This window comes from Haloferula rosea (assembly GCF_016595525.1).
GTDB classification, from domain to species: Bacteria; Verrucomicrobiota; Verrucomicrobiia; order Verrucomicrobiales; family Akkermansiaceae; genus Haloferula; species Haloferula rosea.
Window position 1 is genome coordinate 24961 of sequence record NZ_JAENII010000008.1, and the last position, 26903, is coordinate 51863.

The 26903-nt window shown below is 61.2% G+C and carries 19 protein-coding genes; 9 read left to right on the forward strand and 10 right to left on the reverse strand.

Annotated features, from left to right (window positions below):
* Positions 1 to 10 precede the first annotated feature (10 nt).
* The gene (locus tag JIN81_RS11300) at positions 11 to 1600 is read right to left on the reverse strand and encodes a carboxypeptidase-like regulatory domain-containing protein (protein ID WP_200279281.1); all 1590 of its coding nucleotides are present in this window, start codon (positions 1598 to 1600) and stop codon (positions 11 to 13) included.
* A gap of 194 nt (positions 1601 to 1794) precedes the next feature.
* Here JIN81_RS11300 and JIN81_RS11305 point away from each other — a divergent pair, with 194 nt between their 5' ends.
* The 5 genes from JIN81_RS11305 to JIN81_RS11325 all read left to right on the forward strand — a co-directional run bounded on the left by JIN81_RS11305 (position 1795) and on the right by JIN81_RS11325 (position 11112).
* Complete coding sequence (locus tag JIN81_RS11305) at positions 1795 to 3051, forward strand: ammonium transporter (protein WP_343217936.1); 1257 nt, start codon at positions 1795 to 1797, stop codon at positions 3049 to 3051.
* Positions 3052 to 3197: 146 nt separating this feature from the next.
* Positions 3198 to 5045 carry a DUF1592 domain-containing protein gene (locus JIN81_RS11310; RefSeq protein ID WP_200279284.1) on the forward strand — a complete coding sequence of 616 codons (1848 nt, stop codon included), beginning with the start codon at positions 3198 to 3200 and terminating at the stop codon, positions 5043 to 5045.
* 6 nt (positions 5046 to 5051) lie between these two features.
* Positions 5052 to 6458, forward strand: a complete 1407-nt coding sequence (locus JIN81_RS11315; protein WP_200279287.1) for a DUF1552 domain-containing protein — start codon at positions 5052 to 5054, stop codon at positions 6456 to 6458.
* Positions 6459 to 6636: 178 nt separating this feature from the next.
* Complete coding sequence (locus JIN81_RS11320; protein ID WP_200279290.1) at positions 6637 to 10329, forward strand: glycoside hydrolase family 2 TIM barrel-domain containing protein; 3693 nt, start codon at positions 6637 to 6639, stop codon at positions 10327 to 10329.
* A 45-nt stretch (positions 10330 to 10374) separates the two neighbouring features.
* Complete coding sequence (locus JIN81_RS11325) at positions 10375 to 11112, forward strand: hypothetical protein (protein ID WP_200279293.1); 738 nt, start codon at positions 10375 to 10377, stop codon at positions 11110 to 11112.
* Here the strand turns inward: JIN81_RS11325 and JIN81_RS11330 are convergent.
* The 6 genes from JIN81_RS11330 to ilvD form a co-directional block, all read right to left on the reverse strand.
* Positions 11109 to 12116 carry a lysylphosphatidylglycerol synthase transmembrane domain-containing protein gene (locus tag JIN81_RS11330; protein WP_200279296.1) on the reverse strand — a complete coding sequence of 336 codons (1008 nt, stop codon included), beginning with the start codon at positions 12114 to 12116 and terminating at the stop codon, positions 11109 to 11111. The two genes, JIN81_RS11325 and JIN81_RS11330, sit on opposite strands and share 4 nt — an antisense overlap.
* Before the next feature lie 25 nt (positions 12117 to 12141).
* Positions 12142 to 12402: a phosphopantetheine-binding protein gene (locus JIN81_RS11335; RefSeq protein ID WP_200279299.1), complete on the reverse strand. Its 261-nt coding sequence runs from the start codon at positions 12400 to 12402 to the stop codon at positions 12142 to 12144.
* Positions 12403 to 12429: 27 nt separating this feature from the next.
* Positions 12430 to 13155 carry an SDR family oxidoreductase gene (locus JIN81_RS11340; protein ID WP_325100878.1) on the reverse strand — a complete coding sequence of 242 codons (726 nt, stop codon included), beginning with the start codon at positions 13153 to 13155 and terminating at the stop codon, positions 12430 to 12432.
* Positions 13156 to 13228: 73 nt separating this feature from the next.
* Positions 13229 to 13942: a hypothetical protein gene (locus JIN81_RS11345; protein ID WP_200279305.1), complete on the reverse strand. Its 714-nt coding sequence runs from the start codon at positions 13940 to 13942 to the stop codon at positions 13229 to 13231.
* On the reverse strand, positions 13926 to 14462 hold the full coding sequence (locus JIN81_RS11350; RefSeq protein WP_200279308.1) for a hypothetical protein: 537 nt from the start codon (positions 14460 to 14462) through the stop codon (positions 13926 to 13928). The genes JIN81_RS11345 and JIN81_RS11350 overlap by 17 nt, the downstream gene beginning before the upstream one ends.
* The gene (ilvD, locus tag JIN81_RS11355) at positions 14459 to 16159 is read right to left on the reverse strand and encodes a dihydroxy-acid dehydratase (RefSeq protein WP_200279311.1); all 1701 of its coding nucleotides are present in this window, start codon (positions 16157 to 16159) and stop codon (positions 14459 to 14461) included. The genes JIN81_RS11350 and ilvD overlap by 4 nt, the downstream gene beginning before the upstream one ends.
* Before the next feature lie 191 nt (positions 16160 to 16350).
* On the opposite strand from ilvD, the gene serA reads away from it, so the two are divergent.
* From serA to JIN81_RS11370, 3 genes are all read left to right on the forward strand, one after another.
* Positions 16351 to 17955, forward strand: a complete 1605-nt coding sequence (gene serA, locus JIN81_RS11360; RefSeq protein WP_200279732.1) for a phosphoglycerate dehydrogenase — start codon at positions 16351 to 16353, stop codon at positions 17953 to 17955.
* A gap of 87 nt (positions 17956 to 18042) precedes the next feature.
* Positions 18043 to 18474 (forward strand): exosortase system-associated protein, TIGR04073 family, encoded by a 432-nt coding sequence (locus JIN81_RS11365; protein ID WP_200279314.1) that lies wholly within the window; start codon positions 18043 to 18045, stop codon positions 18472 to 18474.
* A gap of 181 nt (positions 18475 to 18655) precedes the next feature.
* A complete protein-coding gene (locus JIN81_RS11370) occupies positions 18656 to 19411 on the forward strand; it encodes a hypothetical protein (protein ID WP_200279317.1) in 756 nt (251 codons plus the stop codon).
* A 20-nt stretch (positions 19412 to 19431) separates the two neighbouring features.
* On the opposite strand, the gene JIN81_RS11375 is transcribed toward JIN81_RS11370, so the two are convergent.
* Positions 19432 to 19875, reverse strand: coding sequence for an ExbD/TolR family protein (locus JIN81_RS11375; RefSeq protein WP_200279319.1), 444 nt, complete (start codon positions 19873 to 19875; stop codon positions 19432 to 19434).
* A gap of 220 nt (positions 19876 to 20095) precedes the next feature.
* On the opposite strand from JIN81_RS11375, the gene JIN81_RS11380 reads away from it, so the two are divergent.
* Complete coding sequence (locus JIN81_RS11380) at positions 20096 to 23023, forward strand: PVC-type heme-binding CxxCH protein (protein WP_325100879.1); 2928 nt, start codon at positions 20096 to 20098, stop codon at positions 23021 to 23023.
* A 27-nt stretch (positions 23024 to 23050) separates the two neighbouring features.
* On the opposite strand, the gene JIN81_RS11385 is transcribed toward JIN81_RS11380, so the two are convergent.
* Both JIN81_RS11385 and JIN81_RS11390 read right to left on the reverse strand, forming a co-directional pair.
* On the reverse strand, positions 23051 to 24232 hold the full coding sequence (locus JIN81_RS11385) for a glycoside hydrolase family 88 protein (RefSeq protein ID WP_200279325.1): 1182 nt from the start codon (positions 24230 to 24232) through the stop codon (positions 23051 to 23053).
* A 97-nt stretch (positions 24233 to 24329) separates the two neighbouring features.
* On the reverse strand, positions 24330 to 26885 hold the full coding sequence (locus tag JIN81_RS11390; protein WP_200279328.1) for a heparinase II/III domain-containing protein: 2556 nt from the start codon (positions 26883 to 26885) through the stop codon (positions 24330 to 24332).
* Between the last annotated feature and the right edge of the window lie 18 nt (positions 26886 to 26903).

A 26903-nucleotide genomic window follows, 5' to 3' on the forward strand; every position in this document is an offset into this window, starting at 1 on the left:
TCCGGGCATCCTATTCGGCACCCTCACGATCCCTCGCCGCTTCACGCATCGCCACGGCATCGATGAGCACCGGCCAGCTTTCCGGATCGGCCTTGAATGTGGCATCCATCAACTTCCGATTCGGTTGCTTCTGCTGGACTTCCACATGCACCCTGACCTCGTCGCCCCACCCTTCCACGGGACAGAACGAATAGGTCGAACCCGCCGTCGCACTTCTGCTGCGATTGCTCTTCACCGCCGACAACCAGACCACCACACGTTCCCAATCATCCCCGGCTTCCGAAGTCGGCGCGACTTCCTTTGGCTGCATGACCTTGAACAGGACTCCCGGTTTCCGCTCCAGTTCGAAGCGGAAATCGGAGTCGCCGGACGCCGAGACATCGACTTGAAATGACTTTGAGTAGGGATCATCGTCCCGCTCGGAGTCTCCCATGAAGCACCGAAAATCGATCTCTCCGGCGGGCAACTTCCCCACGAAGACTCCCTGGGCATCGAAATCCACCGTCGTCTCCGATCTGGATCCGCAGCTTCGATTCACTTCCAAGGCCCAGCCTTCTCCTGCAGGATCCGAGAACTGAAAGGAAGCCGACATGGGCACCACGGGAGCACCCCCGGTGTGGCCATCTACTAGACTCACCCGAGCATCGACCCGGGGACGCATTGAAACCGACAACTCGACGTGTCCCGTCTCCCTCCAAGCCTCCTGCGGAACCAAGCGCCCGGATTGATACCCCGGGCACTGGATGGCGAGCTGGCTGATCCTGACCCCGGAAAGGATGAATCTCCCATCGCGATCGGTGACCACCTCGCGCGACCCGATCGTGAGCGGGTGATGGATCCCGCCATGATGCGACAACACAGCCCCTTCGATGGCCTCACCGGTCACCCGGTCGATCACCCGACCGGAAATCCTGTCACACCGCCGAAGCTCCAACGGACCTTCATCAAAATGGACCGGCTCGCTCCGTGCCTCCTTGTAAAATTCGATGTCGCCCGCAATCGAACGTACCGCCCACCCCATCATCGTAGCTCCATCCCGCTCGGCGCGCGCCAGCACCTCCATTCCCGAGTCGAACGAGTAGCCTTGGATGACCGCCCCTCGCAACCGGTATCTTCCCTGCGCGTCAGTCGAGGTGCGGAACCACGGGAGCCCTTCAGCCACTCGATTCATATAAACCTGCAGGTAGGTGATTGCTCCGAATCTTCCCACGGTCACATCCGCACCCGCCACCGGAGCGCCACCTTCATCGATGACTATCCCTTCCAGCCAGAACTCCGGCTGGAGGCGGATTGGATCCTTCGGCAATCCATACTGCCAGATGCTGAGGGCGCAGCCCGGGGAATCGATCACCAGGAACGAACCGGCGAAGGCACCTCCGAGCTTCTCATCTCCACCCCGCTTCGCCCAGGTCTCCAGATCAGACTTCGTCACCTGCCAGTCCCCGTCGGCGGTGGGATGGACCTCGTGAATCACCGCCTCCGCAACGGGTTTGCCATCCGGCCCCGTGATATCACGGGAAACCGCCTCAAGCTCCGGCGCGCCAAACGCCAGAGCCACGAAGCCGTTCATCACCGCAGCCAGCCACATGCACCGATCCATTTCCTGAGCATAGCAGATCTTCCTCCCCGGTCCGTCAAGGCTGTGTAAATCCACCTCATCCCCCGAAATTGCCCGAACGATCCCCCGGAAATACGCACACAGCAGAGGCTGGACAAGGGACGAGGCCAGAAGGTGAACTCATCCCCCACATGAACCGCCCTCATCGTTTCTCGTTGTTTTCAGCCGTTGCCCTCATGGCGACCTCCCTCCCGGCCGCGGCCCAGGATGAAGTCTCCGCCATCGATAGCGGGGATACCGCCTGGATGCTCACGGCCACCGTGCTGGTGCTCCTCATGACCCTCCCGGGTCTGTCTCTATTCTACGGCGGACTGGTGCGGGCCAAGAACGTGCTCAGTATCCTCGTCCAGTGTTTCGTGATGGCTGCCCTGATGAGCATCATCTGGATCACCTTCGGCGCAAGCTTCGCCACCGGTCCGGATACGAACCTGTTCATCGGGGATGCCTCGAAGGTGATGCTCAAGCACCTGACGCCGGATCCGAATCTGGCCAATGGCACCATCCCGGAGAGCGTCTGGCTCACCTTTCAGATGACCTTCATCATCATCACTCCGGCGCTGATGGTCGGAGCGTTTGCGGAGCGCATGAAATTTTCCGCCATGCTCATCTTCACCACGCTCTGGACGATCTTCTCCTACCTGCCGATCTGGCACATGGCCTGGGGTGGTGGCCTTTTCCACCACTGGAATGTCCTCGATTTCGCCGGCGGCACGGTGGTCCACATCAATGCCGGTATCGCCGGACTCGTCGCCTGCATCATGGTCGGAAAACGTCGCGGTTTCCCGGGTCCGCTCCTCACTCCGCACAGCGTGCCTTTCACCGTGATCGGGGCCTCACTGCTGTGGGTCGGTTGGTTCGGATTCAATGCCGGCTCAGCCGTCGCCGCTGATGGGGCGGCTGGCATGGCGATGCTGACAACCCAGAGTGCAACTGCGGCCGCCGTCCTCGTGTGGATGGCGCTCGAGTGGTTCGTGCAGGGCAAGCCGACTGCCGTCGGTGTCGCCACCGGCGCGGTGGCCGGACTGGTCGCAATCACCCCGGCCGCAGGTTCCACCACCGTCGCTGGCGCACTTGCCCTCGGCGCGATCTCCAGCCTCATCTGTTACTTCACGGCGACCAAGCTCAAGCCTGCCCTGCGCTACGATGACTCTCTGGACGTCTTCGGCGTCCATGGTGTCGGCGGCATTGTCGGTGCCGTCCTCACCGGCGTCTTCATCCGTCCCGATGCGCTGGCCGAGGGAATGACCATCGCGACCCAGACCTGGGCACAAACCAAGAGTGTGATCGTCACCATCGTATGGAGCGGCGTGGTTTCGGTCCTGGCTCTCGCGATCGCCAAGTTCACCGTCGGACTCCGCGTCAGCGAAGACCACGAGCAGTCCGGCCTCGACCGCACGGCTCACGGCGAGGAAGCCTACAACACCGAGGGATAAGCTTCCGCACCCCCATTTCAACGCCCGCCTCCGACCTCCGGAGCGCGGGCGTTTTTCGTGGGTTGCTTCCTCTTCGACCCCGCTCTGCGGCCTCTTCCCTCCAAAACCCTTGAAAACCCGCGCGTAGCATCAACGTTAGTGCTTCGATGCGACGCCTTCTCCTCCTTGCCCTGATCCACGCCTCCCCGGCGGACGATTTTGCGACCAAGGCGGTCCCATTTCTCAAGGCTCACTGCTACGAGTGCCACAGCGCCAACGACCCCAAGGGCGGGATCGAGGTCCATGAAATCCTCTCCACGGACGCCGCCTACCGCCACCATGAGTTCCTCGACCGGATCGCCGAGGCAGTGAAGTGGGAGGACATGCCGCCACCGGAGGACGTCGACGTCGTGCCCGACGACCAGGAGCGCAGCGACTTCCTGCGCGAGATCGATCGGATTCGCACCACCTTGGAGAAAGGTGACTTTCCACGCCAGGCGGGCCGCCCGACCTTGCGACGACTGAACCGCGACGAGTATTCCTACACCGTCCGCGATCTCTTCGGGGTCAAATTCCTCGCCGGCCATGATTTCCCGTCCGACGGAGCCGGTGGCTCGGGCTTCAACAACACGGGCGATGCCCTGTTCGTGCCGCCGGTGCTGATGGAGAAATACCTCGCGGCCTCGCGCAAGGTGATCGACGCACTTTACGCGTCGCCAGCGTCCCTCAACCGGACGCTGCTTGCCCGCCCGGACGACAAGAAGTCGCCCGAGCAGGCAGCGAGGGAGGTCCTGACCATCCAGGGCTCACTCGCCTTCCGACGTCGCATTTCAGACGAGGAACTGAATGGCTTGATTGGCTTGTTCAACAGCCGGATCCAACGAGGCGACGACTACGAGGCGGCGCTTCGCTCTCCCCTCCAGGCCCTCCTCATCCACCCCGCATTCCTTTTCCGGGTTGAGAAAGACCAAGCAGGCAAGGACGAGTGGAAGCTCGACGACTTCGAGCTCGCCACCCGGCTTTCGTACTTCCTGTGGGCATCGATGCCCGACCGCGAACTTTTCCAGCTCGCCGATCAGGGAAAACTCTCCGATCCCGCCGTGCTGGCCGCGCAGACCGAGCGCATGATCGCCGACCCGAAATTCGAATACTTCGCCCGTCACTTCGGAGGTCAATGGCTCGGCTTCGACGACCTCCGCGAGGTCGCCAACCCCGACCCGAAACGCTTTCCCGAATTCACCCCCTCGCTCCGGCTCGCAATGTATCGGGAGTCCGTCGACTTCCTCACCCACCTCATCCGCCGCAACCGCCCGGTCCTGGAGCTCGTGCACGCCGACTACACCTTCGTGAATGGCGAGCTCGCCCGCCACTACGGCATTCCCGGCATCCGCGGAAACGAGAGCCAGAAGGTCGAACTCCGAGACCCCCAGCGCGGCGGAGTCATCGGACAGGCATCCATCCTCACCGCCACATCGCTTCCCTTGCGCACCAGCCCGGTCAAGCGGGGCAGCTGGATTCTCGACAACCTTCTGGGCACTCCGCCCCCACCACCGCCCCAGGATGCCGGGGTGCTTCCCGCCGATGACCGCTCGAGCGAGGGACTTTCGTTCCGGCAGCAGTTGGAGATCCACCGCGACAAGCCGAGCTGTGCCGGATGCCACGCGAAAATCGACCCCTTGGGATTCGGCCTCGAGAACTTCGATGCCATCGGACGCTGGCGGGATCGCGACGTGAATGGCAAACCGGTCGATTCGCTCGCGGTGATGCCCGGCGACATCACCTTCTCCACGCCCGCCGAGCTCAAGAAGCTCCTCCTCTCCAGCGATGAACTTTTTCTCAAGAACCTCGCTCGCCGCATGCTATCCTATGCCATCGGTCGCCAGCTCGAATACTACGACGAACCCGCCGTCGCCGAGCTGGTGCGTGAGCTCCGGGCCAATGACCTGAAGGCCCAATCCCTCGTCCTTTCCATCGTCCGCTCCCATCCCTTCCAATACCGCAGCGCCAATCGCTGAGACATCATGGCCAACATCCAATCCAACAAGTGGTCCATCCCACGTCGCTCGTTCCTCCGTGGTACGGGTGCCACCCTTGCCCTTCCCTTTCTCGATGCCATGCGCCCGTTGATGGCGGCGGGGAGCAATCAGGGAGTTCCGGTGCGCATGGGCATGCTCTACATGCCGAATGGCGTGCGCGCCGACCGATGGACGCCCTCCGGAAAAGGATCCGACTACAAGCTCTCGCCCATCCTCTCACCGCTGCAGGCGCACCGCGAGGAATTGCTCGTCCTGACCGGCCTGCAGAACAAGGCGTCCTTCACCGGTGACGGTCACTACGTGAAGACCGGTGGCTGGCTCACCGGCACCACCATTTCCAAGACGACCGGCTCCGACATCTCGGCGGGGGGGATTTCCATGGACCAGATCGCCGCACGACGGATCGGACAAGGCACCAAACTCCCGTCGCTGGAACTCGGCACCGAGCCGGTCGCCACCGGCATCGATCGCAACGTCAACTACACCCGCCTCTACGCATCCCACATCGCGTGGAAGGACGCCAACGTGCCCCTGCCCTGCGAGATCAACCCGCGGGTCGCCTTCGACCGGTTGTTCCGCAAACGCTCCGGCACCGGAGAAAAGCGCGCTGCGGATGAGCAGAGCGTGCTCGACCTCGTGCAGGAAGACGCACGTCGACTGCAGTCGAAACTCGGCCGCGCCGACAAGGCGAAGCTCGATCAGTATCTCGACTCCATTCGCGAGGTCGAACGCCGGATCGAACAGGAGGCAAACTCGCTGGGTGCCGGCGAGAACCTGTCACCCGAGTTGCTTGCCAAGATGGACCAGCTCGACAAGCGGATCTCCAAAGCCATGGGCAAATCCTCACGCGAGGAGGAACTCAGTTCCCGTCCGCGTTTCGATCATGGCGAGCACTGCCGCATCATGATGGACCTCATGGCCCTCGCCTTCTGGTCCGACTCGACCCGGGTCTCCACCTTCATGTTCGGCAATGACGTCACCGGTCGGAATTTCTCCTTCCTTGAGGGGGTGAACGGTGGACACCACCCGATTTCCCACCACAAGGGCAACAAGGACCAACTCGACCAGTACGAGAAGATCAACCGCTGGCACGTCGAACAGTACGCCTACCTTCTCGACCGCATGAAGGAACTCAAGGAAGGGGAAGGCTCCCTTCTCGACCACTGCATGATCGGATTCGGATCACCCATCCGGGACGGGAATTCGCACAACCCGCGCAACGTGCCCATCGTCGTCGCCGGCAGCGCTCAAGGGCAACTCAAGACCGGGCGCCATCTCGTTTACGAGGAAGGCACCCCGCTCTGCCGACTCTGGCTCGGCATGCTCGAGCGCGTCGGAGCCAAAACCAGTTCCCTTGGCGACGCCACCAGCCCGCTGACCGGACTCGGTTGATGACGGGTTGCATTTTGGGGCTAACCAACGGCGGGCGAACTGCAGTTCATCTAGCAGACCCGGTCTGCCCAGACTATTCCCAGCGAAGCTCTTCGCCGATCGTGCGGCGGGCCACGCCGTGTTGCCATCAACCCTCTTTCCATCCTTCAACGGCCCCTCTAGTGTCCAACCCAATCCCATGAAACTCGCCATTCTGCTGATCGCCCTTGGTGCGACCGCCCTCACCCACGCCGCTCCCGACTGGGAAGATGAAAAGATCTTCCGCATCAACAAAGAGGCCCCGCGGGCGGTCTCGATGCCCTTCCCCACGGAAGAAAGCGCCTTGAACAGCAAGCGACTGGAGTCGCCCTACGCCAAACTGCTGAATGGCGATTGGAAATTCCATTGGGTCGACCATCCCGACAAGCGCCCGGTCGACTTCTACAAGACGGACTTCGACATCTCATCGTGGAAGACAATCCCAGTGCCCGCGAACGTGGAGATGCACGGGTATGGAACCCCGATCTACTGCAACCAGCCCTATCCCTTCAAAAAGGACCCACCCCGGGTCATGGGCGAGCCCCCGAAGGACTTCACGACCCATCAGGAACGCAACCCGGTTTCATCCTACCGCCATGACTTCACCGTGCCGGACTCATGGGATGGCCGCCAAACCTTCCTCACCTTCAATGGCGTCTCATCCGCCTTCTACCTCTGGATCAACGGGGAGAAGGTCGGCTACTCGCAGGACTCCCGTACTCCCGCCGAGTTCAACATCACGAAGTATCTGAAGAAGGGAGGGAACACGCTGGCCGTCGAAGTCTACCGCTATTCCGATGGTGCCTACCTCGAGTGCCAGGACTTCTGGCGATTGTCCGGGATTTTCCGGGATGTCTACCTCTGGTCCTCCGCCCCCCTTCAGCTCCGCGACTATACCGCCCGTGGCGACTTGAGCGATGACTACAAGACGGGAACCTTCACCCTCTCACCCCGCGTCGCCGCACTCGACGAGAGCTCGAACGGAGACTTCAAGCTCGAGGTCAAGGTGCTGAACCCGGATGGAAGCACCCTGCTCGAGGAGTCCACGGTCGGAAATGCCCACGGTGGGGCTGGAGGCGACGGCGCGATTCAAATCCGCGACCTGGCCATCAAGCCATGGTCCGCTGAAGACCCGAATCTCTATCAACTGCTGCTGAGACTGAAGGATGGAGACGGCAAGGTCGTCGACTACTACGCAACCCGGATCGGTTTCTCCCGCAGCGAGATCAAGGACGGCAACCTGCTCGTCAACGGCAAGCCCATCATGATCAAGGGGGTGAACCGCCATGACCACCATCCGGACACCGCCCACTACATCACCGAAGAGCAGATGCTCGAGGACATCCTCATCGCCAAGCGCAACAACATCAACGCCATCCGCACCTCCCACTATCCGAACGACCCGCGCTTCTACGAGCTGTGCGATGAATACGGCCTCTATCTCTGTTCCGAGGCCAACATCGAGTCCCACGGCATGGGCTATGGCGCCGAGTCGCTGGCCAAGAAACCCAGCTGGAAGGGGGCTCATGTCGACCGCGTCAGCAACATGGTCGAGGCCTTCAAGAACCATCCGTCCATCATCCTCTGGTCACTCGGAAACGAAGCAGGAGACGGGGTGAACTTCGTCGCCGCCTCCGAATGGATCCGGAAACACGAGCCGACCCGGCCAGTCCACTACGAACGCGCCGGCATGGCCGGCCACGTGGACCTCTATAGCCCGATGTATGCTTCCCACGGGGCCTGCGAGAACTATGCGAAGAAGGAAAGCGCCAAGCCTCTCGACCAGCAGCGCCCACTGATCCAATGCGAGTATTCCCACGCGATGGGCAACTCCTCCGGCGGCTTGGCGGACTACTGGGAGATCTTCCAGCGGGAGCGTCTGCTGCAGGGCGGCTTCATCTGGGACTACATCGATCAAGGCATCCGCAAGACCAAACCGGCGCCCGCCGTGGTAACGGACGCCTCGAGCGCGGCCCGCGCCGTGACCCTGAATGGAGAGGTCGCGGAAGACGGTCTGACAAACGGACACGCGACCGTGGCCTCCAGCAAGGACCTCAATTTCAGCGGCCCCTTTTCGGTTGTGGCCGAACTCACCCCCGCCGGAAACCGCGGTGACAACGACATCGTGACCAAGGGTGACAAGGGCTGGGCGCTCAAGGTCAATGCCGCGGGCAAACTGGAGTTCTTCATCTATCAGAACCAATGGAATGCCGTGACGGCCGATGCTCCGGCCGACTTCGAAGGCAATCGCCACACCCTCGCCGGCACCTACGACGGAACCCAGCTTTCCCTGATCCTCGACGGCAAGGTGCTCGCCACCAAGGAGGCCAGCGGCAAGCCCGATCCAAATGGCCAGCCGATCGGGATTTCCACCAATGCGGACCATCCGTCCCGGTCCTTCAATGGCGCCATCCACAAGGTCCGGCTCCATGACCGCGCCCTGGCAGCCGATCAACTCGATCAGGCCGGCACCCTGCTGGACGTCGACTTCTCCAAGTTCACCCGCGCCGAGGGAGAGCTCGAGTTCTTCGCCTACGGCGGGGACTTCGGCGACAAGCCGAACGACGACAACTTCTGCTGCAACGGCATCATCACTTCCGATCGCAAGCCAACGCCACAACTTCAGGAAGTCGCCAAGGTCTATGCCGACACGGACATCGCCCTGATCGGTCGCAGCGCCCTGCGGATCACCAACAAACGGTTCTTCACCTCGCTGGATGATCTTGAACTCGTGATCGGCCACCTGGTGAACGGTGAGGGCCGCATCGATGAGAAGCTCCCGCTCCCCACCATCGCGCCCGGCGAATCCAAGGAGGTTCCGGTCGAGCTTCCCATGTTCAAGCTCGCACCCGGGACGGAGGTGATCCTCACCGCGGAACTCCGACTCAAGAATGACACGCCATGGGCAAAGGCCGGACACCTGGTGGATTGGGAGCAATTCCCCATCGCGGGAGACGCCTTCACCCTGACTCCGACGAAGACCCCGGGCGAGGTCACGCTCGAACAAGCGAACGAACAAACCATTGTCTCCGGCGAAGGCTTCGTGGTGACCTTCGACGACGAACTGGGTTCGCTCAGCCAGTTGTCCATCGGCGGCGAGAACCTCCTGGTCGCGCCAATGCGACTGAACTTCTGGCGGGCACCCGTCGACAACGAAAGGGCCAATGGCTACGCCAACCGATGCGGCGTCTGGAAGGATGCCGGTTCTGAGGCGGTCGTGAGCAATTCCAAAGCCACCAGGAAAGAAGGAGCCGTGATCGTCCACTACGACTTGAAGCTCCCGGTCGGAAAATCGACGTCGACCGTGATCTACAAGGTGGACGGAACCGGACGCATCAGTGTGGACGTCACCGTGCGTCCCAAAGGACAGCCACTGGGACGCGCCATACCAAGGCTCGGCATGCAGTGCCGGCTCCGCCCCGACTTGTCGAACTGGACATGGTACGGCCACGGTCCCGACGAGACGATGCTCGACCGTCAGGCGGGCGGACGCCTCGGCCTTTGGTCGAAGCCGGTCGCCGATGCGTGGTTCCCCTACGTCGAGCCGCAAGCCACGGCAAACCGCACCGGCATCCGCCACGGTTCGCTGACTACGGCAGATGGCGTAGGCCTGAGCTTCCATGCCCTCGGTGAGCCACTGGAAATGAGCGCATACCCATTCGCCATGTCGGACCTCGAGGGGCCACGTCACCCCTGTGACATCCCCGAGCGGGATTTCATCACCGTGCACGTGGACCATCTCCAGATGGGTGTCGGTGGAGTCAACTCGTGGGGTGCCTGGCCAATGGACAAACACCAGCCGAAGCCCGACAAGGACTACCACTGGCAGTTCTCGATCCAACCGACTCGCTGAACCCGCCCACCCACAAGCCCCCGGCCGGCAAATCATCTCTCCTCCATGCCCCACATCTTCCGTCTGCTCACCCTCGGCCTCACGCTGCTCGTCACTTCATGTTTCGAGGTTCGCGAGGAAATCTGGATCGACGCCCGCGGCGGAGGACGCATGCAGATGGACTACAGCCTTCCCAGGGCCGTGGTCACCCCACTGGGCGGCGAAGCCGGGATCCGCGAACAGGTCGACGAGTTGCTGCGCGAAGCACCCGAACTCCGATTGGATGAGCTTGTGGTCACCCACGAGGACGACCAGATCCTCATCCATGCGGAGCTCTCGACCGACTCCATGTTTTCCCTGCTCGACCTTTCCGAGAGCGCTGCCGTGGAGGGCTTGCCGGACGCCGCTTTGAAGTTGATCGGTGAGTTCGAGTTCCAGCGCGAGGGCACGGACATCACGTTCGCGCGCAAGGTGGACGTCGGGTCGGCTCTGGGGCTCGCCGCCATGATGATCCCGAAAGCAGAGAAGGCCGAACGACGGATGACCTACATCATTCACCTGCCAACCGCGGCAAACGTCCACAGCGCCGACCGGACGGAGGATGAAGGGCGCACCCTGATCTGGGACAAGACCTTGGGAGAAGCCATGGGGGAACCCATGCTGATGACCTTCACCGCCCCCATCCCCTTGCCCTGGGGGTGGATCGCCGCGGCCATGATCATCATCATGGCCATTCCGGTTTTCGCCATTCGACGGTGGCGAAAGCGGGCGGCGATTCGAAAGATCTCCACGACCGCCACCTAGCCATCCTCCTCTTCGGAGGTGAGGCTTTCGATGGTCTCCACCGACGCCCGGTCGCGTGGACGGAGAAACAGGAGGCCTCCCATCAAGGTCCAGATGAGGGAACAGGCGAAACCGATGAGCGTTGCTGCCACCGCGATGTCCGGTTTCATGCCGGTCAGGTCTTCCATCAGGATCTTCATGGATGCCTCGCGCACCCCGAGCCCCGAAATGGACAGCGGCATCGCGCTGAGCATGTCCACCACTGGCATCGCAACCAGGATCGGAGTCGCATCCACCATCGAACCCGCCGACCGCGCGCCGCACCAGAAGCTGGCATAGTAGATCGGCAGCATCACGATTGCTGCCGCAGTGGCAAGCAGGGCATGGCCCCACTTCGTCCGATACACATCGAGCGCTTCGGGGAACTTCCTCATCATGGCGAATCGGGTGTGAATCAGCTTTGCCTTGATGCGGTTGTGGATCGGCGGAGCGGACATCACGAACATGAACACGATCGATGCCAGGCCTCCGCTGAAGAACACCCACGAAAATTTCAGGATGGCGCGCGTCTCCTCACTCTGGCTGGCGAGCGCATCAAAGCGGCCCGCGGTCAGCGCGAAGAACACCACCGACATCGCGATCAAGCCGACCAAGTGATCAAACATCACCGCCAGGGTGACCGCCATCTTTCGTTCGGGATGATCGCGGATCAGCAGGAAAATGCGGGCGGCATCACTGCCGATGCTCCCGACCGCGAGCAGGTTGAACAAATTGCCGATCAGGGTCAGCTCAACCGAGCGCCACAGCGTGATCCGGATCCCTTGAGCGAGCAAAAGCACCCACAGGCGGAAGGCCGTCAGGAGAACCGTGACCCCTGCAAGAAAGATGCCCGGCAGAATCCAGCGCCACGACAGATCACCCGGGCTGGCGAGGATGGAATTGTCCCATTCAACTTCCCGCAGTGCCCACCACAGGCACAAGCCGGTCAGGACCAGTTTGATCAAAAACAGCAGCCACTTCTTCATCCGACTGCCAATGCATCACCCGGGATCAAGGCTGCGCCTCGATCTCCTTGGCGACCGTCTCGACGCTTTCGAGCACGGTCTTGGCCTTGTCGGCATCGCCGATCTTGAGCCCGAAATGCTTTTCGATGGCGACCACCAGTTGCAGCGCATCCACCGAGTCCAATCCCAGACCTTCGGCTCCGAAGATCGGCGTGTTGTCTTCAATCTCCGATGCTTCGAAATCGAGCATGAGCTCGTCGATCATCATCTCCTTGATCTGCGTCCGCAGTTCCGCGCCTTCAGCCATTTGAGTTTCGTTTAAGTGTCTTTTTTTTCAGAAAATGCCGCCGTCGATCTTCAAAGCGGAACCTGTGATGTACCCTGCATCCTGACAAGCGAGAAAGCCGACCGCGGCGGCGACCTCTTCGGGACGACCGAAGCGACGCATCGGGATGCCCGATTTCGCCCGCTTGGCGGCGTCCGAATCCATGTCGGAAAGTGCCTCGGTCTCGATGTATCCGGGAAGGATGGCATTCACCGTAATCCCGGCCCGGGCGACTTCCTTGGCCAGGGTTTGACTGAGCGTCACCACGCCGGCCTTGGCCGCAGCATAGTTCGTCTGGCCCACCGGAGGAAGCAGGGCACTCAGCGAGGCGATATTGATGATTCGCCCGAATCGCTGGCCCATCATCGTGCGGATCACCGCCCGGCATCCGTAGAACACGGAATCGAGATTGGATGAAATCACCGAGCTCCAATCCTCATCGGACATCGTGGCGAGAAGGGAGTCGCGGTGCACCCCGGCATTGTTCACCAGCACGTCGAGCCGGCCATCCTTTGCCGAAATCCTGGCCACGGCCGCCTCCCAGTTCTCACGATCCGTGACTTCAAGTCCCACCAGCTCGCATCGACCTCCGAATTCGGCCGCAAGTGCCTCCGCCTTGACGCGGCTCGACCGGACACCGAGCCAAACTCGGGTTTCCTCGTCTTGCTCCAGAAACCATCGGCCGATGGCCAAGCCCAGCCCGCCATTTCCACCTGTCACCAAGATGCTACGCACGGCCCCAGCATCGGCCCCGAACGCCATTTGGCAAGCCGCAGAATGTCATGGGCATGCAGCAACTGATCCGGCGCTACCAGCGAGCCAGCATGAGACGTGTCACGATGCCTACCGCCGCCGCGATCACCGCGAACCAAATCATGATCACCCCAACCTTCCGGGATGCTTGGTCATAGGTCGGGAACACCCCCTCCGGCGTCTTGTCCTTCATGCTGACAAGCGACCACCCGATGCCCACTCCGGCGATCCCGAACAGCAGGAAGCCGCACCCGGCAATGATGCAGCACACGAATCCTCCCAGCACCAGAAACCGGGACGCCTGCTTCCCCTCCTGCTTCAACCTGAGGCTCTGCTCCCGCTCCCGCTGGACCGCCGCAGGGTCCAGCCCCCTCGCCTTGGCCATTTGCCGAGCGTGAGCCACATCGAACGCGCTCCACTCCGACTCATGGGCGAGGATCTCAATCAGATCGTCGTCACTCGCGGTAAGGAGGTGGTGATCCTCAGGAAGCGGGTCATTCAGATAGGTCGCTTCCAAGAGATCCCGCGCCTTCGGATAGTCCTCAGCGGCAACGGAGAAAATCACCTCCGCGTCCCGCTCGGCACCCAGACTGGAAAGATCGAAGGTCGGAGCGGTGGAGCTGGTCCGGTACTCAATCCCCGCTCCATCGAGCAATCCGATCAAGTCGTCCGCCGGTCCACCATGCCTCAACCGCTGCAATTCAACAAACTCATCGTCCACAGGGTGATCGAATAGGTCATCAGCCCCATGCTCAAGACGTTCCTTCACGATCGAACGGATCAGAAGCCACCAGCCGGCGCCGCGCATAACTCAGCCCCGACTTGAGGGAGAGCATCAACAGAGGCGCCAGCAGCAGGCAGCAAAGCCGACATCCATTGAATCCATGTGCGAGGCCAAGCCCCAGGGCCATGACCACCTGGGGGACAAAGACGAACCACAACATGGACTCACAGGAAACGAGGAGACTGCGGAAGTACGGCTTCTGCCAGCTGGCATTCAGTCCCGCCGTGCTCTGCCCCGAAAGCTGGGTCGTCTGAATCTGATCGCCCAACAACTCGGTGAGCAATGCCCCACCATGGAAGAAACCGGCAATGCCAAGCCCCGCGAGACCCATCAGGCAGGCAGTGACTCCATCTCTGACCTCCCCACCCATGGCTCCGAGCAACCAGGCCGCGATCCCACCTCCCATCAGCGAAGCCAGCACCACCAGGACCATGACCAGCCTCACAAACCGAAGGAATGCGAGACTCAGCCTGACCCCGAGCGGGAAGCTGTCTTCTGGATTCACAAATACTTGTCGGTCACCGCACCCTCACTGGCGCTGGTCACCAACTTGGCATACTTCGCCAGCACCCCCCGCGTGTAGCGCGGCTCGGGCTGGGTCCAGTTGTCGCGGCGAGCCTGCAAGGCCTCGTCATCGAGATTCACGGAGATCTTGTTGTTGACGGCATCAATCGTGATCTCGTCGCCATCGACCAGCAAACCGATCGGCCCACCCTCATGAGCTTCCGGGGTGATGTGGCCAACTACGAATCCGTGACTCCCTCCGGAGAATCGGCCGTCCGTGATCAGGGCCACGGTCTTGCCAAGTCCACGGCCCATGATCGCACTGGTGGGGCCGAGCATTTCGCGCATCCCCGGACCACCCTTCGGTCCCTCGCGACGGATGACGATCACATCGCCGTCCTGAATCCCTCCTTCGAGGATCGACTTCATCGCATCGTCTTCGGAATCAAACACCTTGGCCTTGCCGGTGAAGGACTCGCCTTCCTTGCCGGTGATCTTGGCGACCGCACCACCCGGCGCGATGTTCCCGTATAGAATCCGCAGGTGGCTGTCCTTCTTGATCGGATTGTCCAGCGGACGGATGACCTCCTGACCTTCGGGATAAACCAAGGGTGAGTTCGCCAGGTTCTCCGCCATGGTCTTGCCGGTCACCGTCATGCAGTCACCGTGCAGCAGCCCTGCCTCAAGCAGCATGCGCATCAGAGGCACCGTGCCACCAATCCGCACCAGCTCGGCCATCACGAAACGACCGCTCGGCTTCAAATCCGCCAACAGCGGCACCCGCTTCCCGATCTCGGTGAAGTCGTCGATGGAAAGTTCGACCTCAGCGGCACTCGCCATGCCGAGAAGGTGCAGCACCGCATTGGTGGATCCCCCGAGCGCAATCACCACCGTAATGGCGTTCTCGAACGCCTTGCGGGTCATGATGTCGCGGGGCTTGATCCCCTTGTCGATCAGGTTGAGCACCGCCGCACCGGCATCAAAGCAATCGCGCATCTTGTCGTCGCTGACCGCCGCCTGCGCCGAGCTGTTGGGGAGACTCATGCCCAGCGCCTCGATCGCCGAGGCCATGGTATTCGCGGTGTACATGCCCCCGCAGGATCCCTCGCCCGGGATCGCGCAGCTTTCCACCGTCTCCAGTTCTTCGTCGGAAAACTCACCCGATGCGTGTTTCCCGACCGCCTCAAAGATCGAAACGATGTCGAGCTGTTCTTCCTTGCCCTTGATGGTCGCGCAACCGGGAAGGATCGTTCCGCCATACACGAAGACGCTCGGGCGATTCATCCGCGCCATCGCCATCACGCAGGCCGGCATGTTCTTGTCGCAGCCGCCGATGGCCACGAATCCGTCCATCCCCTCGCAGCCCACCACCGTTTCGATCGAGTCGGCGATCACCTCGCGGGAAACCAGCGAATACTTCATCCCCTCGGTCCCCATGGAAATACCGTCGGAAATCGTGATGGTGTTGAAAATCACCGCCTTGCCACCCGCCGCATCAGCCCCTTTCGCGGACTCCTTGGCCAGCCGGTCGATGTGGATATTGCACGGAGTGACCTGCGACCACGTGGAAGCGATCCCGATGTGCGGTTTGGAGAAATCCTCTTTCTCAAAGCCGACCGCATACAGCATCCCCCGCGAAGGGGCACGATCGGGGCCATCAAGCATGGGCGAGGAATACGGGCGGCGTTCGTCTGACATGGCCGGACTGTGTTTTTCCACGCACACGACGTCAAGACGCAGGGGCGCCAGAGTCGGTCAAATTCCCATCGCCCCGGAATCCACCCGCGGCCCCGTCCCACCCGTCATGCCATCCATTTAACCCAACTGACAGTCTCGGCCACTCAGAAGCCTTGCCAGTCGCCGCTGAGCAACTTATGGCCTCCGGCCTCATGGCCACCTATCGCGTTCTCGTCTCGGACCCCATTTCGGAAATCGGCGTCGCCGCTCTCAATGCTCATCCCGACATTTCCGCCGATTTCAAGACCGGCCTCCCACCTGAGGAGCTGATTTCCATCATCGGCGAATACGATGCCCTCGTCGTCCGTTCCCAGACGAAGGTCACCGCCGAGGTGTTCGCCGCCGCCAAAAAACTGCGGGCCGTCGGCCGGGCCGGCGTCGGAGTCGACAACATCGACCGTGCGGCCGCCACCGACCACGGGGTGATCGTCATGAACACGCCGACCGGCAACACCATTTCGACCGCCGAGCACGCCTTCACCCTGATGCTCTCGACCGCCCGGAACATCGCTCCGGCCCACGCCGAAGTGCTCGCAGGGAACTTCAAGGCAGCGCGCAAGGCCTACCAGGGCATCGAGCTCAACGGAAAGCGCCTTGCCGTCCTCGGCATGGGCCGGATCGGCTCGGAATTCGCCAAACGCGCCCAGGCATTCAACATGAAGGTGGTCGCCTACGACCCATTCCTGACCCAGAGCCGCGCAGATGAACTCAAGGTTGAACTGGCGGAATCCCCCGACATCGCCCTGAACGGAGCCGACGTTGTCACCCTCCACGTGCCGCTGACCGACGACACCAAGCACATTCTCAACGAAGCTCGCCTCGCCTCGATGAATCCCGGTGCCATCGTCGTCAACTGCGCCCGCGGCGGCCTGATCGACGAACCCGCGCTCAAGGCAGCGATCGAATCCGGACACATCGCCGGCTGCGGTCTCGATGTCTTCGAGGAAGAACCACCGCCAGCCGACCACATCCTTTTCGGGCTCAACAAGCACGTCGCCTTCACCCCCCACCTCGGTGCCTCGACCAATGAAGCCCAAGAAAACGTGGGAATCCAGGTGGCCGAGCAGATCCGCGATTTCCTCGCCACCGGCGAGATCCGCAACGCGATCAACATGCCGTCGCTCGACGCCGCCGCCCTCGCGGAAGTCGGCCCCTACCTCGACCTCGCCGGCTCCCTCGGCAAGCTGCTCGCCAAGCTGGGCCCGGAGAACCCGGACTCCCTGCGCGTGTCCTACCACGGCCCGCTGGCCAAGAAGGACACCGGACTCGTCTCGCGCAAGGCCCTCACCGCCTTGCTCAGCGCCCGCCGCAGCGACGGCCAGGTCAACATCGTCAACGCCCCCGCCGTGGCCCAATCAATGGGCCTCGACCTGACGGAGTCCACCATCAGCGCCCAGACTGAGTTCAACGAGCTCCTCGTCGCCGAGCTGCGCAAAGGAGATCAGCGCTTCCGCGTGGCAGGCACCATCATCGGCAAGAGCCCGCGCATCGTGGAAATCGACCGCTTGTTCGTCGACACCAACATCAAGGGCGAATTCCTCATCGTGAAGAACGACGACCGCCCCGGTATCGTTGGCGCCGTCGGCACCCTGCTCGGCTCGGCCCAGCAGAACATCGCCAACCTCTCGCTCGCCAGAAACAAGAGCGACGGCAACGCCCTGACCGTGATCGAGGTCGATTCGCCGCTCTCAGCCGAGCTGATGGACTCCATTCGCAGCACCCCCGGCGTCCTTTCGGCGACCGGAGTCAGCCTGTGATTCCGCAAATTCTTTCACTCTCATTGAATTCCGGGGAACTTTGCCGTTGCCAAGCCCCGCCTCCCTCTGAAAACATCACTCCAACGTATGAAAAAACTCTTCATTCTTGCGACTGCGTTCTTCGCTTTCAGCGGCATTGCCTCCGCTGACATCCAAGCCCCTCCAGGCCACGCTTACAACTCGACCCGGAAACTGGGCCGTGCCATCAGCAACATCCTCTACGGCTTCATGGAAATCCCGGAGCAGATCGTCCGTAAGGGCGATGACTACGGTCGCAAGGCTGGCTACTCCTACGGTGTGGTCGACGGCACCAGCCGTGCCCTTCGCCGCCTCGGCTATGGCTTCTACGAGCTCTTCACTTTCACCTGCCCGACCTACCGTGGCACCTTCAAGCCACCTTACGAAAAGTGTGGCATGGACAACCGCATTGAGATGAACGTGCACGACGGCCTCTCCGAGTTCCCACCAGAGCTGGGTTTCGAGACCTACTACAGGCACAGCCGCACTCAGAGATACTGATTTTCTGCAGTCCACGTTCAGCGTGAATTTCATCCCGGCAGCGGCTCAGGCCCTGCCGGGATTTTTCTTGCTTGGTGAAGGTGCCCGAAACCGAGACCGGCGCCCTGCCCTCTGCTCTTCCGGGTTTCAAAATGACGGAATATCCCGCAAACTTTTCCCCCTAGCCGCGTTTCAACCTCCTATGAATCCGACCCAGTCCTTCCTGATTGCACTGCTGATGATCCTCTTCATCGGCACAGCGAACGCCGAGTCGCGAACCTGGCGGAACAAGGAGGGCTCCGGATCCTTCACCGGGACCTACCTGGGGCACGACGCCCGGCACGTGACCATTCGCCGTCAGGACGGTCAGGTCTTCACCCTGAACATCGACAAGCTTCACGAGACCGACCAGGCGTGGCTGACCGCAAAGAACCCGCCAAAGGCCGAGGAAACACCGATCAACCCGAACGCGATTTTCGACACCCTTTGCTTCGGCGACAACCGCAAGGATGTCGAAGCGAAGCTGAAGGCCAGCAAGGTGGTGGAGACCACCCTCGATGAGACCTTCTTCGGTCGCTTCGGCCTGAACGGCACCTACCGGACCAAGCAGCAGATCGGCGGGCTCCACTGCGAACTCTACTTCGACTGGTCCAAAGCCGGCAACCTGGAGGAGATCTCCCTGCAGACCCAGGGCCTTGGCTCGGAATCCTATGCCAGCCGACTTCAGGACAACTGGACCGAACTCGCCGACCTCCTGACCACCCTGCACGGAAAACCCCTCCAGGCAGGCAAGTATCCGGAACGCAATGAGCTGCAGAACGACCTGTTCCTCGCTTCCCACATCTGGCGTCTCGACGGCGGGGGCTCCGCACTGCTTGGCACCTCAATGCAGTCCGGGAAATACCTGATTGTCGTCCGCTTCACCACCGCCTCGATCGAGCCCGTCCGCGTCCCTTGATCCCCACGGGGCCTCATTTCCTAATCCCGCTCGACCAGCGAGACCTGCAACACCCCGCAGGCTGCCAGGCAATTGAGCACATCGGTGAACCGCTGCGTGCTGACGCCGTCATCCGTCATCAGCATCACCCCGAGTTCCTCGCTCCCGGCCGCAGCAACTGCGGCTTCAAGCCCACGCTTCAGAACCGGAAGCTCCCGTCCGTCACCGCCATGGGCCACCGTGATCCCCGCCTCTCCCTGACCCCAGATCACGGAATTGTCCGGAGTGATCTCGATCCAGACCGGAGTGCTCGAATCCATGGCTTCCCCATGGGGGACCGGCAACTTCATCGGCAGATCCCGCTCGGTCGGCATGATCGTCGTTGCGACCAGAAAGAAGATCAGCAACAGGAACGCGATGTCGACCATCGAGCTCATGCCGCTCCGACCACTCGACTCCTTGAACTCGGGAAAGGTGATTCTCATGATGCTGGGAACGAACCAACCCGGGATTCTCTTGGGTTCGTATTCGAATCGCAGGTTCCAAACCTGTGCGGCCCATTCCTCCCTCGCCTCTAGGATTGAATCCACCCATGATCCTGCAATCAAACGTCTCACTCCAATCCGATTCGCGCTTGGGATCTGCCTGGGGATCTCCTCACTGGCATTCGCAAGTGACTTCCCCGAGCCCACCAACAATCAGGCAGTGCGGGACACACCGTTGGAGGATCCGGAGACCCTCGTCGACCGGTTCACCCTGCCCGAGGGTTTCAAGGCCACGCTCTACGCCGCGGAGCCGGACATCAGGAATCCCATCGCGATGTGCTGGGATGAACGGGGGAGAATGTGGGTGGCCGAGAACTACACCTACTCGGACCAGAAGGAACGCTACGACCTGAAACTGCGCGACCGCATTCTCATCTTCGACGACACCGATGGCGACGGGCGCTTCGATGAACGGACGGTGTTCGCCGACGATCTCCAGCGCCTGACCAGCATCGAGCGCGGCTTCGGCGGTGTGTATGCGCTCTGCCCACCCCACTTGCTTTTCATCCCCTGCGAGGAGGATCGCCCCACCGGCCCACCCGTGGTTCTGCTTGATGGCTTCGGTGCGGACAATGGATTGCGCCACACGATTGCCAATGGCCTCAAGTGGGGTCCGGATGGATGGCTCTATGGTCGCACAGGCATCACCCGAACCTGCCACATCGGGCCACCTTCCACGCCCAAGGATGAACGCCAGCCGATTGGCGGAGGGATCTGGCGATATCATCCCGTCCACCAACGATTCGAGCCCTACTGCCACGGCACCACCAATCCCTGGGGCTCCGACTGGAACGCCAACGGCGATCTCTTCTTCATCAATACGGTCATCGGCCACCTTTGGCACGCCATCCCGGGCGCACACTTCAAGCGCATGTTCGGAGAAGACCCCTACCCCCACGTCTACGAACTCATCGACCAACACGCGGATCACTACCACTGGGATACCGGCAAGAAGTGGAAGCAATCCCGCAATGCCGCCGGACTCTCCGATGATCTCGGTGGTGGACACGCCCATGTCGGCATGACGATCTATCAGGGAGAACAGTTTCCGGAGAATTACCGCGGCAAGGTCTTCACCGCGAATCTGCATGGACGTCGGATCAACGTGGATCGCCTCGAACCCTCAGGGAGCGGCTACGTCGGAAAGCACGAACCCGATTTCATCAGCACCAGCGACCCGTGGTTCCGTGCGGTCGAGGTTTCGACCGGCCCGGACGGTTCGCTCTACATCCTCGATTGGAGCGACATCGGAGAATGTCATGAGCACGACGGTGTCCATCGTACTTCAGGCCGGATCTATCGAATCAGCTACGGAGATCCCACACCCTTCAGAACGGACCTGGGCAGCCTGAGCAATGAGAAGTTGATCGAGCTCCAGACAAACCGCAATGAATGGGCATCCCGCATGGCCCGGTGGGAACTCAGACAGCGAGTCCACCAAGGAGGCGACCAGAGACTCGAAGCCATCTCAGCCCTCGTCGGGAGGATCCTGCCCAATGCTCCGGAAAAATCCCCCGAAAGCACCGCACTCCGCCGCCTGTGGCTGATGTCCACCCTCCGGAATGACACAGTCGAAGCAGCCGCCATGCTTCCCTGGCTCACCCAGGACACGCCTGCACTGCATTCGCAGTTGATCCGGATCCTGATCGACAACCCGTCAACCAACAAACCTGACCACAAGCCCGGGGTTCCACCGGTAGTTTGGAACCGGATCACCGATCCAGAGTTGGTCGGCGCTCATCCTTCCACGCGACTCGCACTTGCCTCGTCGCTGCCGAAACTCCAAGAAGACCAGCGGGTCGAACTCGCCCGACTCCTTCTCTCCTTCGAATCCGACTCCAGTGATCACAACCTCCCCCACTTGATCTGGTCGGGGATTTGCCAACTCCCACTGCCGCGACTCGTCGATTTGTTCGAGGACTGTCGCCTCCCGCCGGTCCGGCGGTTCATTGCCCGGCGCATCGCAGCAGCGGTGAACGAGACACCGGCAGCCCTCAATGCCCTGCTCGACATCCATGTCGAGAGTGGAGCCAGGGAGAGGATCGACGGCCTGACTCAGGCATTCGACGGCTGGAAACGCGCCCCCCGACCGGACAACTGGGCTGCTTTCGTGAAACAACTTCCCGAGGCCGAACAACATGCCCCCTCGGTCATCGCGCTCAGCATCCTTTTCGGGGACAAACGCCAACTGACCACCCTGCGGCAGACAGCCATGAAGACGGATGCCCCCGTCGAGGCCCGGCGTGGCGCCTTGTCCCTGCTAGTGGAACTCGCCGCCCCGGACTTGCAGGAAATCTGTGAAGCCTGCCTGGATGTTGAGGAACTCGCCCCGATCGCCATCCACGGCCTGTCTTCCAGCAAAGACCCTTCGGTCGCCGAATCACTGATTCGCCGCTATCCGGATCTGCCGGATCGAGCCCGTAGCGAAGTGATCACACTTCTTCTGTCGCGACCAGCCTCCGCATCGCTGCTTCTCGACCATCTTGGCACCACGATTCCAACCGCGGACCTGACCACCATTCATGCCCGACAAATCAAGCATCTCAACAAGCCCACACTGAACGAGAAGCTCTCCGCTCGCTGGGGCGAACTACGAGAGTCACCGGAGCAACTGATACAAAGCATCGCCAGCTACCGCTCGAAGCTCACACCGGAATTCCTGTCCAAAGCCAACCCATCACAAGGGCGCCTTCTTTTCCAATCCAATTGTGCCGCCTGCCACAAGCTCTACGGGGAGGGTGGCTCCATCGGTCCGGACATTACCGGGAGTGGTCGCCATTCCATCGACTATCTCCTCGAGAGCATCGTCGACCCCAATGCCGTCGTGGCCAGCGAGCACGCGCTGATGCTTCTCTATCTGAAAGACGGACGCGTTCTCAGCGGGATGCAGCGCCGACAGACCCCGCAAACCATCACTCTGAGCATGACCGACCGTGAGGTGACCGTTTCCCGTGAGGAGATCCGGAAGCAGGAGAAGCAGAAGGCCAGCATGATGCCGACCGGACTTCTTGACCCGCTCAATGACCAGGAACTCCGCGACCTGATCGCCTACTTGATGTCCCGCGAGCAGGTCGAACTACCCCGCTAGCCGCGACCATTTGCAAGCGCGGAGGGATCAATGCCAGAAGTCCACGGCATACCCGCACTCTTCGGCGACGGCTTGGGTGAAGAAATAGTCACCCCAGCTTGTGTAGACACTGATGAAACTCCCCTGACCGTCGCCAACCTCCCCTTCACGCAGGAGACCCGCTCTCGCCGTGGTCGAATCGAGAAATCGCTCCGAACACAGCGCACGAATCATCCGCTCCTTGCCCTCGAGTAGCGCTGGTGTGGCCTCACCCAGGCGATCCAACTCCTGAATCGCGCAACAGGCAATGGCCGCGGCCGACGAATCACGGATCGCCGTGTCCTCATGAGCCAGGGAAAAGTCCCAGACCGGAACTCCCACCCCATCGAGCTCATTCACAAACTTTTCGGCCACCTTTCGAGCCGCCGCAAGGTAACTCGCATCCCCCGTATGCCTGAAACCCAAAGCGAACCCATACATTGCCCAGGAGGCACCCCGGGCCCAGTGGGAATCGATATCCAGCCCACAGTAATTGTCACCCCCGAGCGGACTCCCGGTCTCCGGATCGAAGCGGAACGCATGGAAGACCGACCCATCAGGGCGCACGAAGTGCTTCAAGGTGGTATTGGTATGCCGAATTGCAATATCCCGAAGACGTGTATCGCCTTCCTCCTTGGCCGCCCAGTAGAGCAGCGGCAGGTTCATCAAACTGTCGACGATGGCAAGGCCTTGGTATTTGCAGGAGGAATCGTCCATTCGCCCCCAGGCGCGGATGTAATCTCCAGGTTCGATGAACCGGTCGGCCAATAGGCGCGCCGCACGCAAACCGGTCTCGCGATGCCGCTCCTCGCCCGTGCGCCGATACAGAGCCACCGAGTACAATGAGAAAAGAAAACCCAGGTCGTGCATGGTATCCTTCCCATGCCGTCCGATCTTCTCTTCGTAGTTCTCTTTGAGGCCACCAACCACATCGAGCAACTCAGGGTCATCTGCCGCAGCCGATGCGATCAGAGCCATTCCAGCAAAGAACGAGGTCGTCCAGTTGTCGATATGGTAGAACGACTCATTGCGGTCCGAGTAGTGGCCGGCTCGGTCGAAACCCCAACTCGCAGGAGATGCAACCAAGGATGGGAAGAACTTCCGTATCTTCGAAATCGAGGCACCCAACGCACTCTCAACATCCGTCATGCACGGAGTCGCAAGAGTGTCGATGTCTGACTGAATTGCCATGGTTGTGTGCCGCAACTGAGAGTAGCCCGGAACACGAAGACTAGGCACGAGATCAGCCTAATGAAGCATCCAAACGGTTTCCTTGTTAACTCGTTTCCTACCGAAATGCTGCAGGGTGAACCAATGCATTCTCAGCATTCCATGTCACCTCCCCCGAGGACCGGCAGCGCCATGCTCCATTTTGATCTCTTATCAAAACGGCCGTAACCGGCTGCGGACCATTGGCGGACACTTTCAAGCCCGGCATTTCAAGCAGCTTCCCATGACCGAGGTACACCTCCTCAACCTGTCCCTTTTTGATCAGCACCACCCCCAGCGTTCCTTCGAAGGTCACCCCCTCGATCTCAAACGCTTTCCCGGGGGTCGCCGATTCAACAAGGAACACCTTGGCGTCCTCCCCCGACACCAGCACCGCCGCATGCCCCCCATCGGTCCCGCATCGCCGGACGGAACGGATCCAGGCACCCCGCTCCTCGAAATAGGGTTCATAAAGTGCCACGAAAGGTCGACTCCAAGCTTCACCCGATTGACGCACCAGCACCGTCGGCATCGGCATCTTGTCGAGCCCACGCGGCAGGTTCTTTCGAATGGCTCGATTCTGGGGAGCCTCCATCGAAAAGATCCGCCTGTCCTTTTCCCCAAGCATCCACATCGCCATGGTCGGACTTTTCCCGTCAGGAAGACGCAGCGGAAAGATCGCACGAAAATCACCATCGAACTCCGTCGAGCTTTCTGCACGAAAGTAGTCGTAGCCACTGAGGTCCCCATGCTGCTCGCCGAGCAGCTCGCATGGCTCGAAGCCGAGTGAATCCCCCTTCCGGTCCACCACGGTCACCTCCTGCGCCTGTCCATGATACAGGTAGTCGTGACACCGCTCCTGATCAGCATCGAGCACACGGGACCGGAACACATCGAAGTAGAATCCGGTCTCCCCGTCGATACGGACGACTCCCAGGGTCCGCCGCTGGTCGGCTGCCGGACGGAGATGCCGGAACCTTGCTTGAGCAAACCCGATGTGCTCGGTGAGCCCCGTCTTCTCCGACTCCGGCTCAACTGCCTCGAGAGTCATTGCCAACTGGCCTGGCCCCTCGGGCGGATACAGCGCATGGCCATTGGGAATCACTGTATTGTGGGCCGCCATTCTCGAGTAGTAATGACGTTGATCCCTCTGCCAGTAGCTGGACCCACGACCGGGGTCCGGAGCAAGAATCTGTCCCGCGCCATACAATTCGATGGCGAGACCATTCGCATGGGCATGCCCACCGGCAGTCCCAAACATGGCCGCGGACAGGTCGTGCTCGGGAGCCGATCCATCCAGATGCATCATCAGCGCATTGAGTGGCTCTGCCATGAAAGTGCGAAGCGGCTCCTTCGACAACGGCGCAACGTCCAGCAGATCTCCGACATAACTCGTGACGGCATGAAGCGTGGCCTGCTTTGACCGGTCATAGCGTCCGGTCTTGATCTCGTTGAGAAGCAGCGATGTCAGGCGCGCTTCCTGCTCCCGCTTGCCCAGCTTTCTCGCTGCGGAAATCAACATCTCCAGCGCGTTCATGTTGATCCGGATATTCGTCGAGTCACCGAGACCGATCGACAGACCATTGGGATGCACCAGTTCGGCCTGCACCAGCAAGGCACGCTCCAATTGTGGGTGGTCCAGGAGCTCACGTCCTCCCGGTTCGAGAGCGAGCAGGTTTGCCACCCCGAGGATGCTCGCCGTCGTTTCAAATCCATAGCCCGGCGCTTCCGGCCAGATCGCGGTCTTTCGATCGTAACCCTGTTCGACCACCTGCATCAATCCAAGCTGACCCGGTCGGTCCGCATGCAGGACTTCACCGACATAGTACTCGCGACCTCTCCCGTCGGAGTAATACTCATCAGGCTCGAGCACGAGGCCTCCGTGGGCAATGATCTTCGCCTGGAACAGGTTCCAGTTCCCCTCGTTCAAGCCGCCCTCGACCACGCGGTCCGCCATCCGCTTGATACCCTTCTGGATCACCAAGGGGTCCTTCCCCGACTCAACCAAGTAGGAGTGGATGAAGTCGTAGCACTGGCTGATGAGGATCAGGATATCCTCGTGGATGACCTCGAACGAGGTCGTCCCGATGATCCGCCCCGAGCCGCTCTCGGGGTCCTCGATCCGCGGAGGCAAAACATACTGAAAGCCCTCCATGTAGGTCCACAGCACCGGCAGCGCCACCTTCGCATAGCGCTCTTCCCCGGTGACCCAGTGGAGAAATGCGGCCTCCGCAGCGATGGTCATGATGTGAAAGTTCACCGACTCAATCAGGCGCCCGGTCTGACTGGGATGAACCCACTCGCCTTCATCCTCTTCGGTATTCCACAACCACACGTCGTCCCCCCACGAGTTGTAGGGCTTCCAATCCTCAATCTTCCGGGGAACCACATAGATGGATTTCCAGTCTCGTGCCCCCGCGAATCTGGGCGTAGGGACCGGCGCCCGTCCCTCACCTCCGATCCACTTTGACTCGCGTGTCACAGGGAGCATGTAGTGCGTCTCCCAATTCATCATCAGTCGCGATACCAGCCAATCGGGCTCCTCCTCGACCTTCTTTGCCACAGGATCCACCCGACTCTTGATCACCTCGTAGGCCGCCTTCACCCATCCGACATCACTCACTCTGGATTGCATCTCCGCATGGTCGGATGC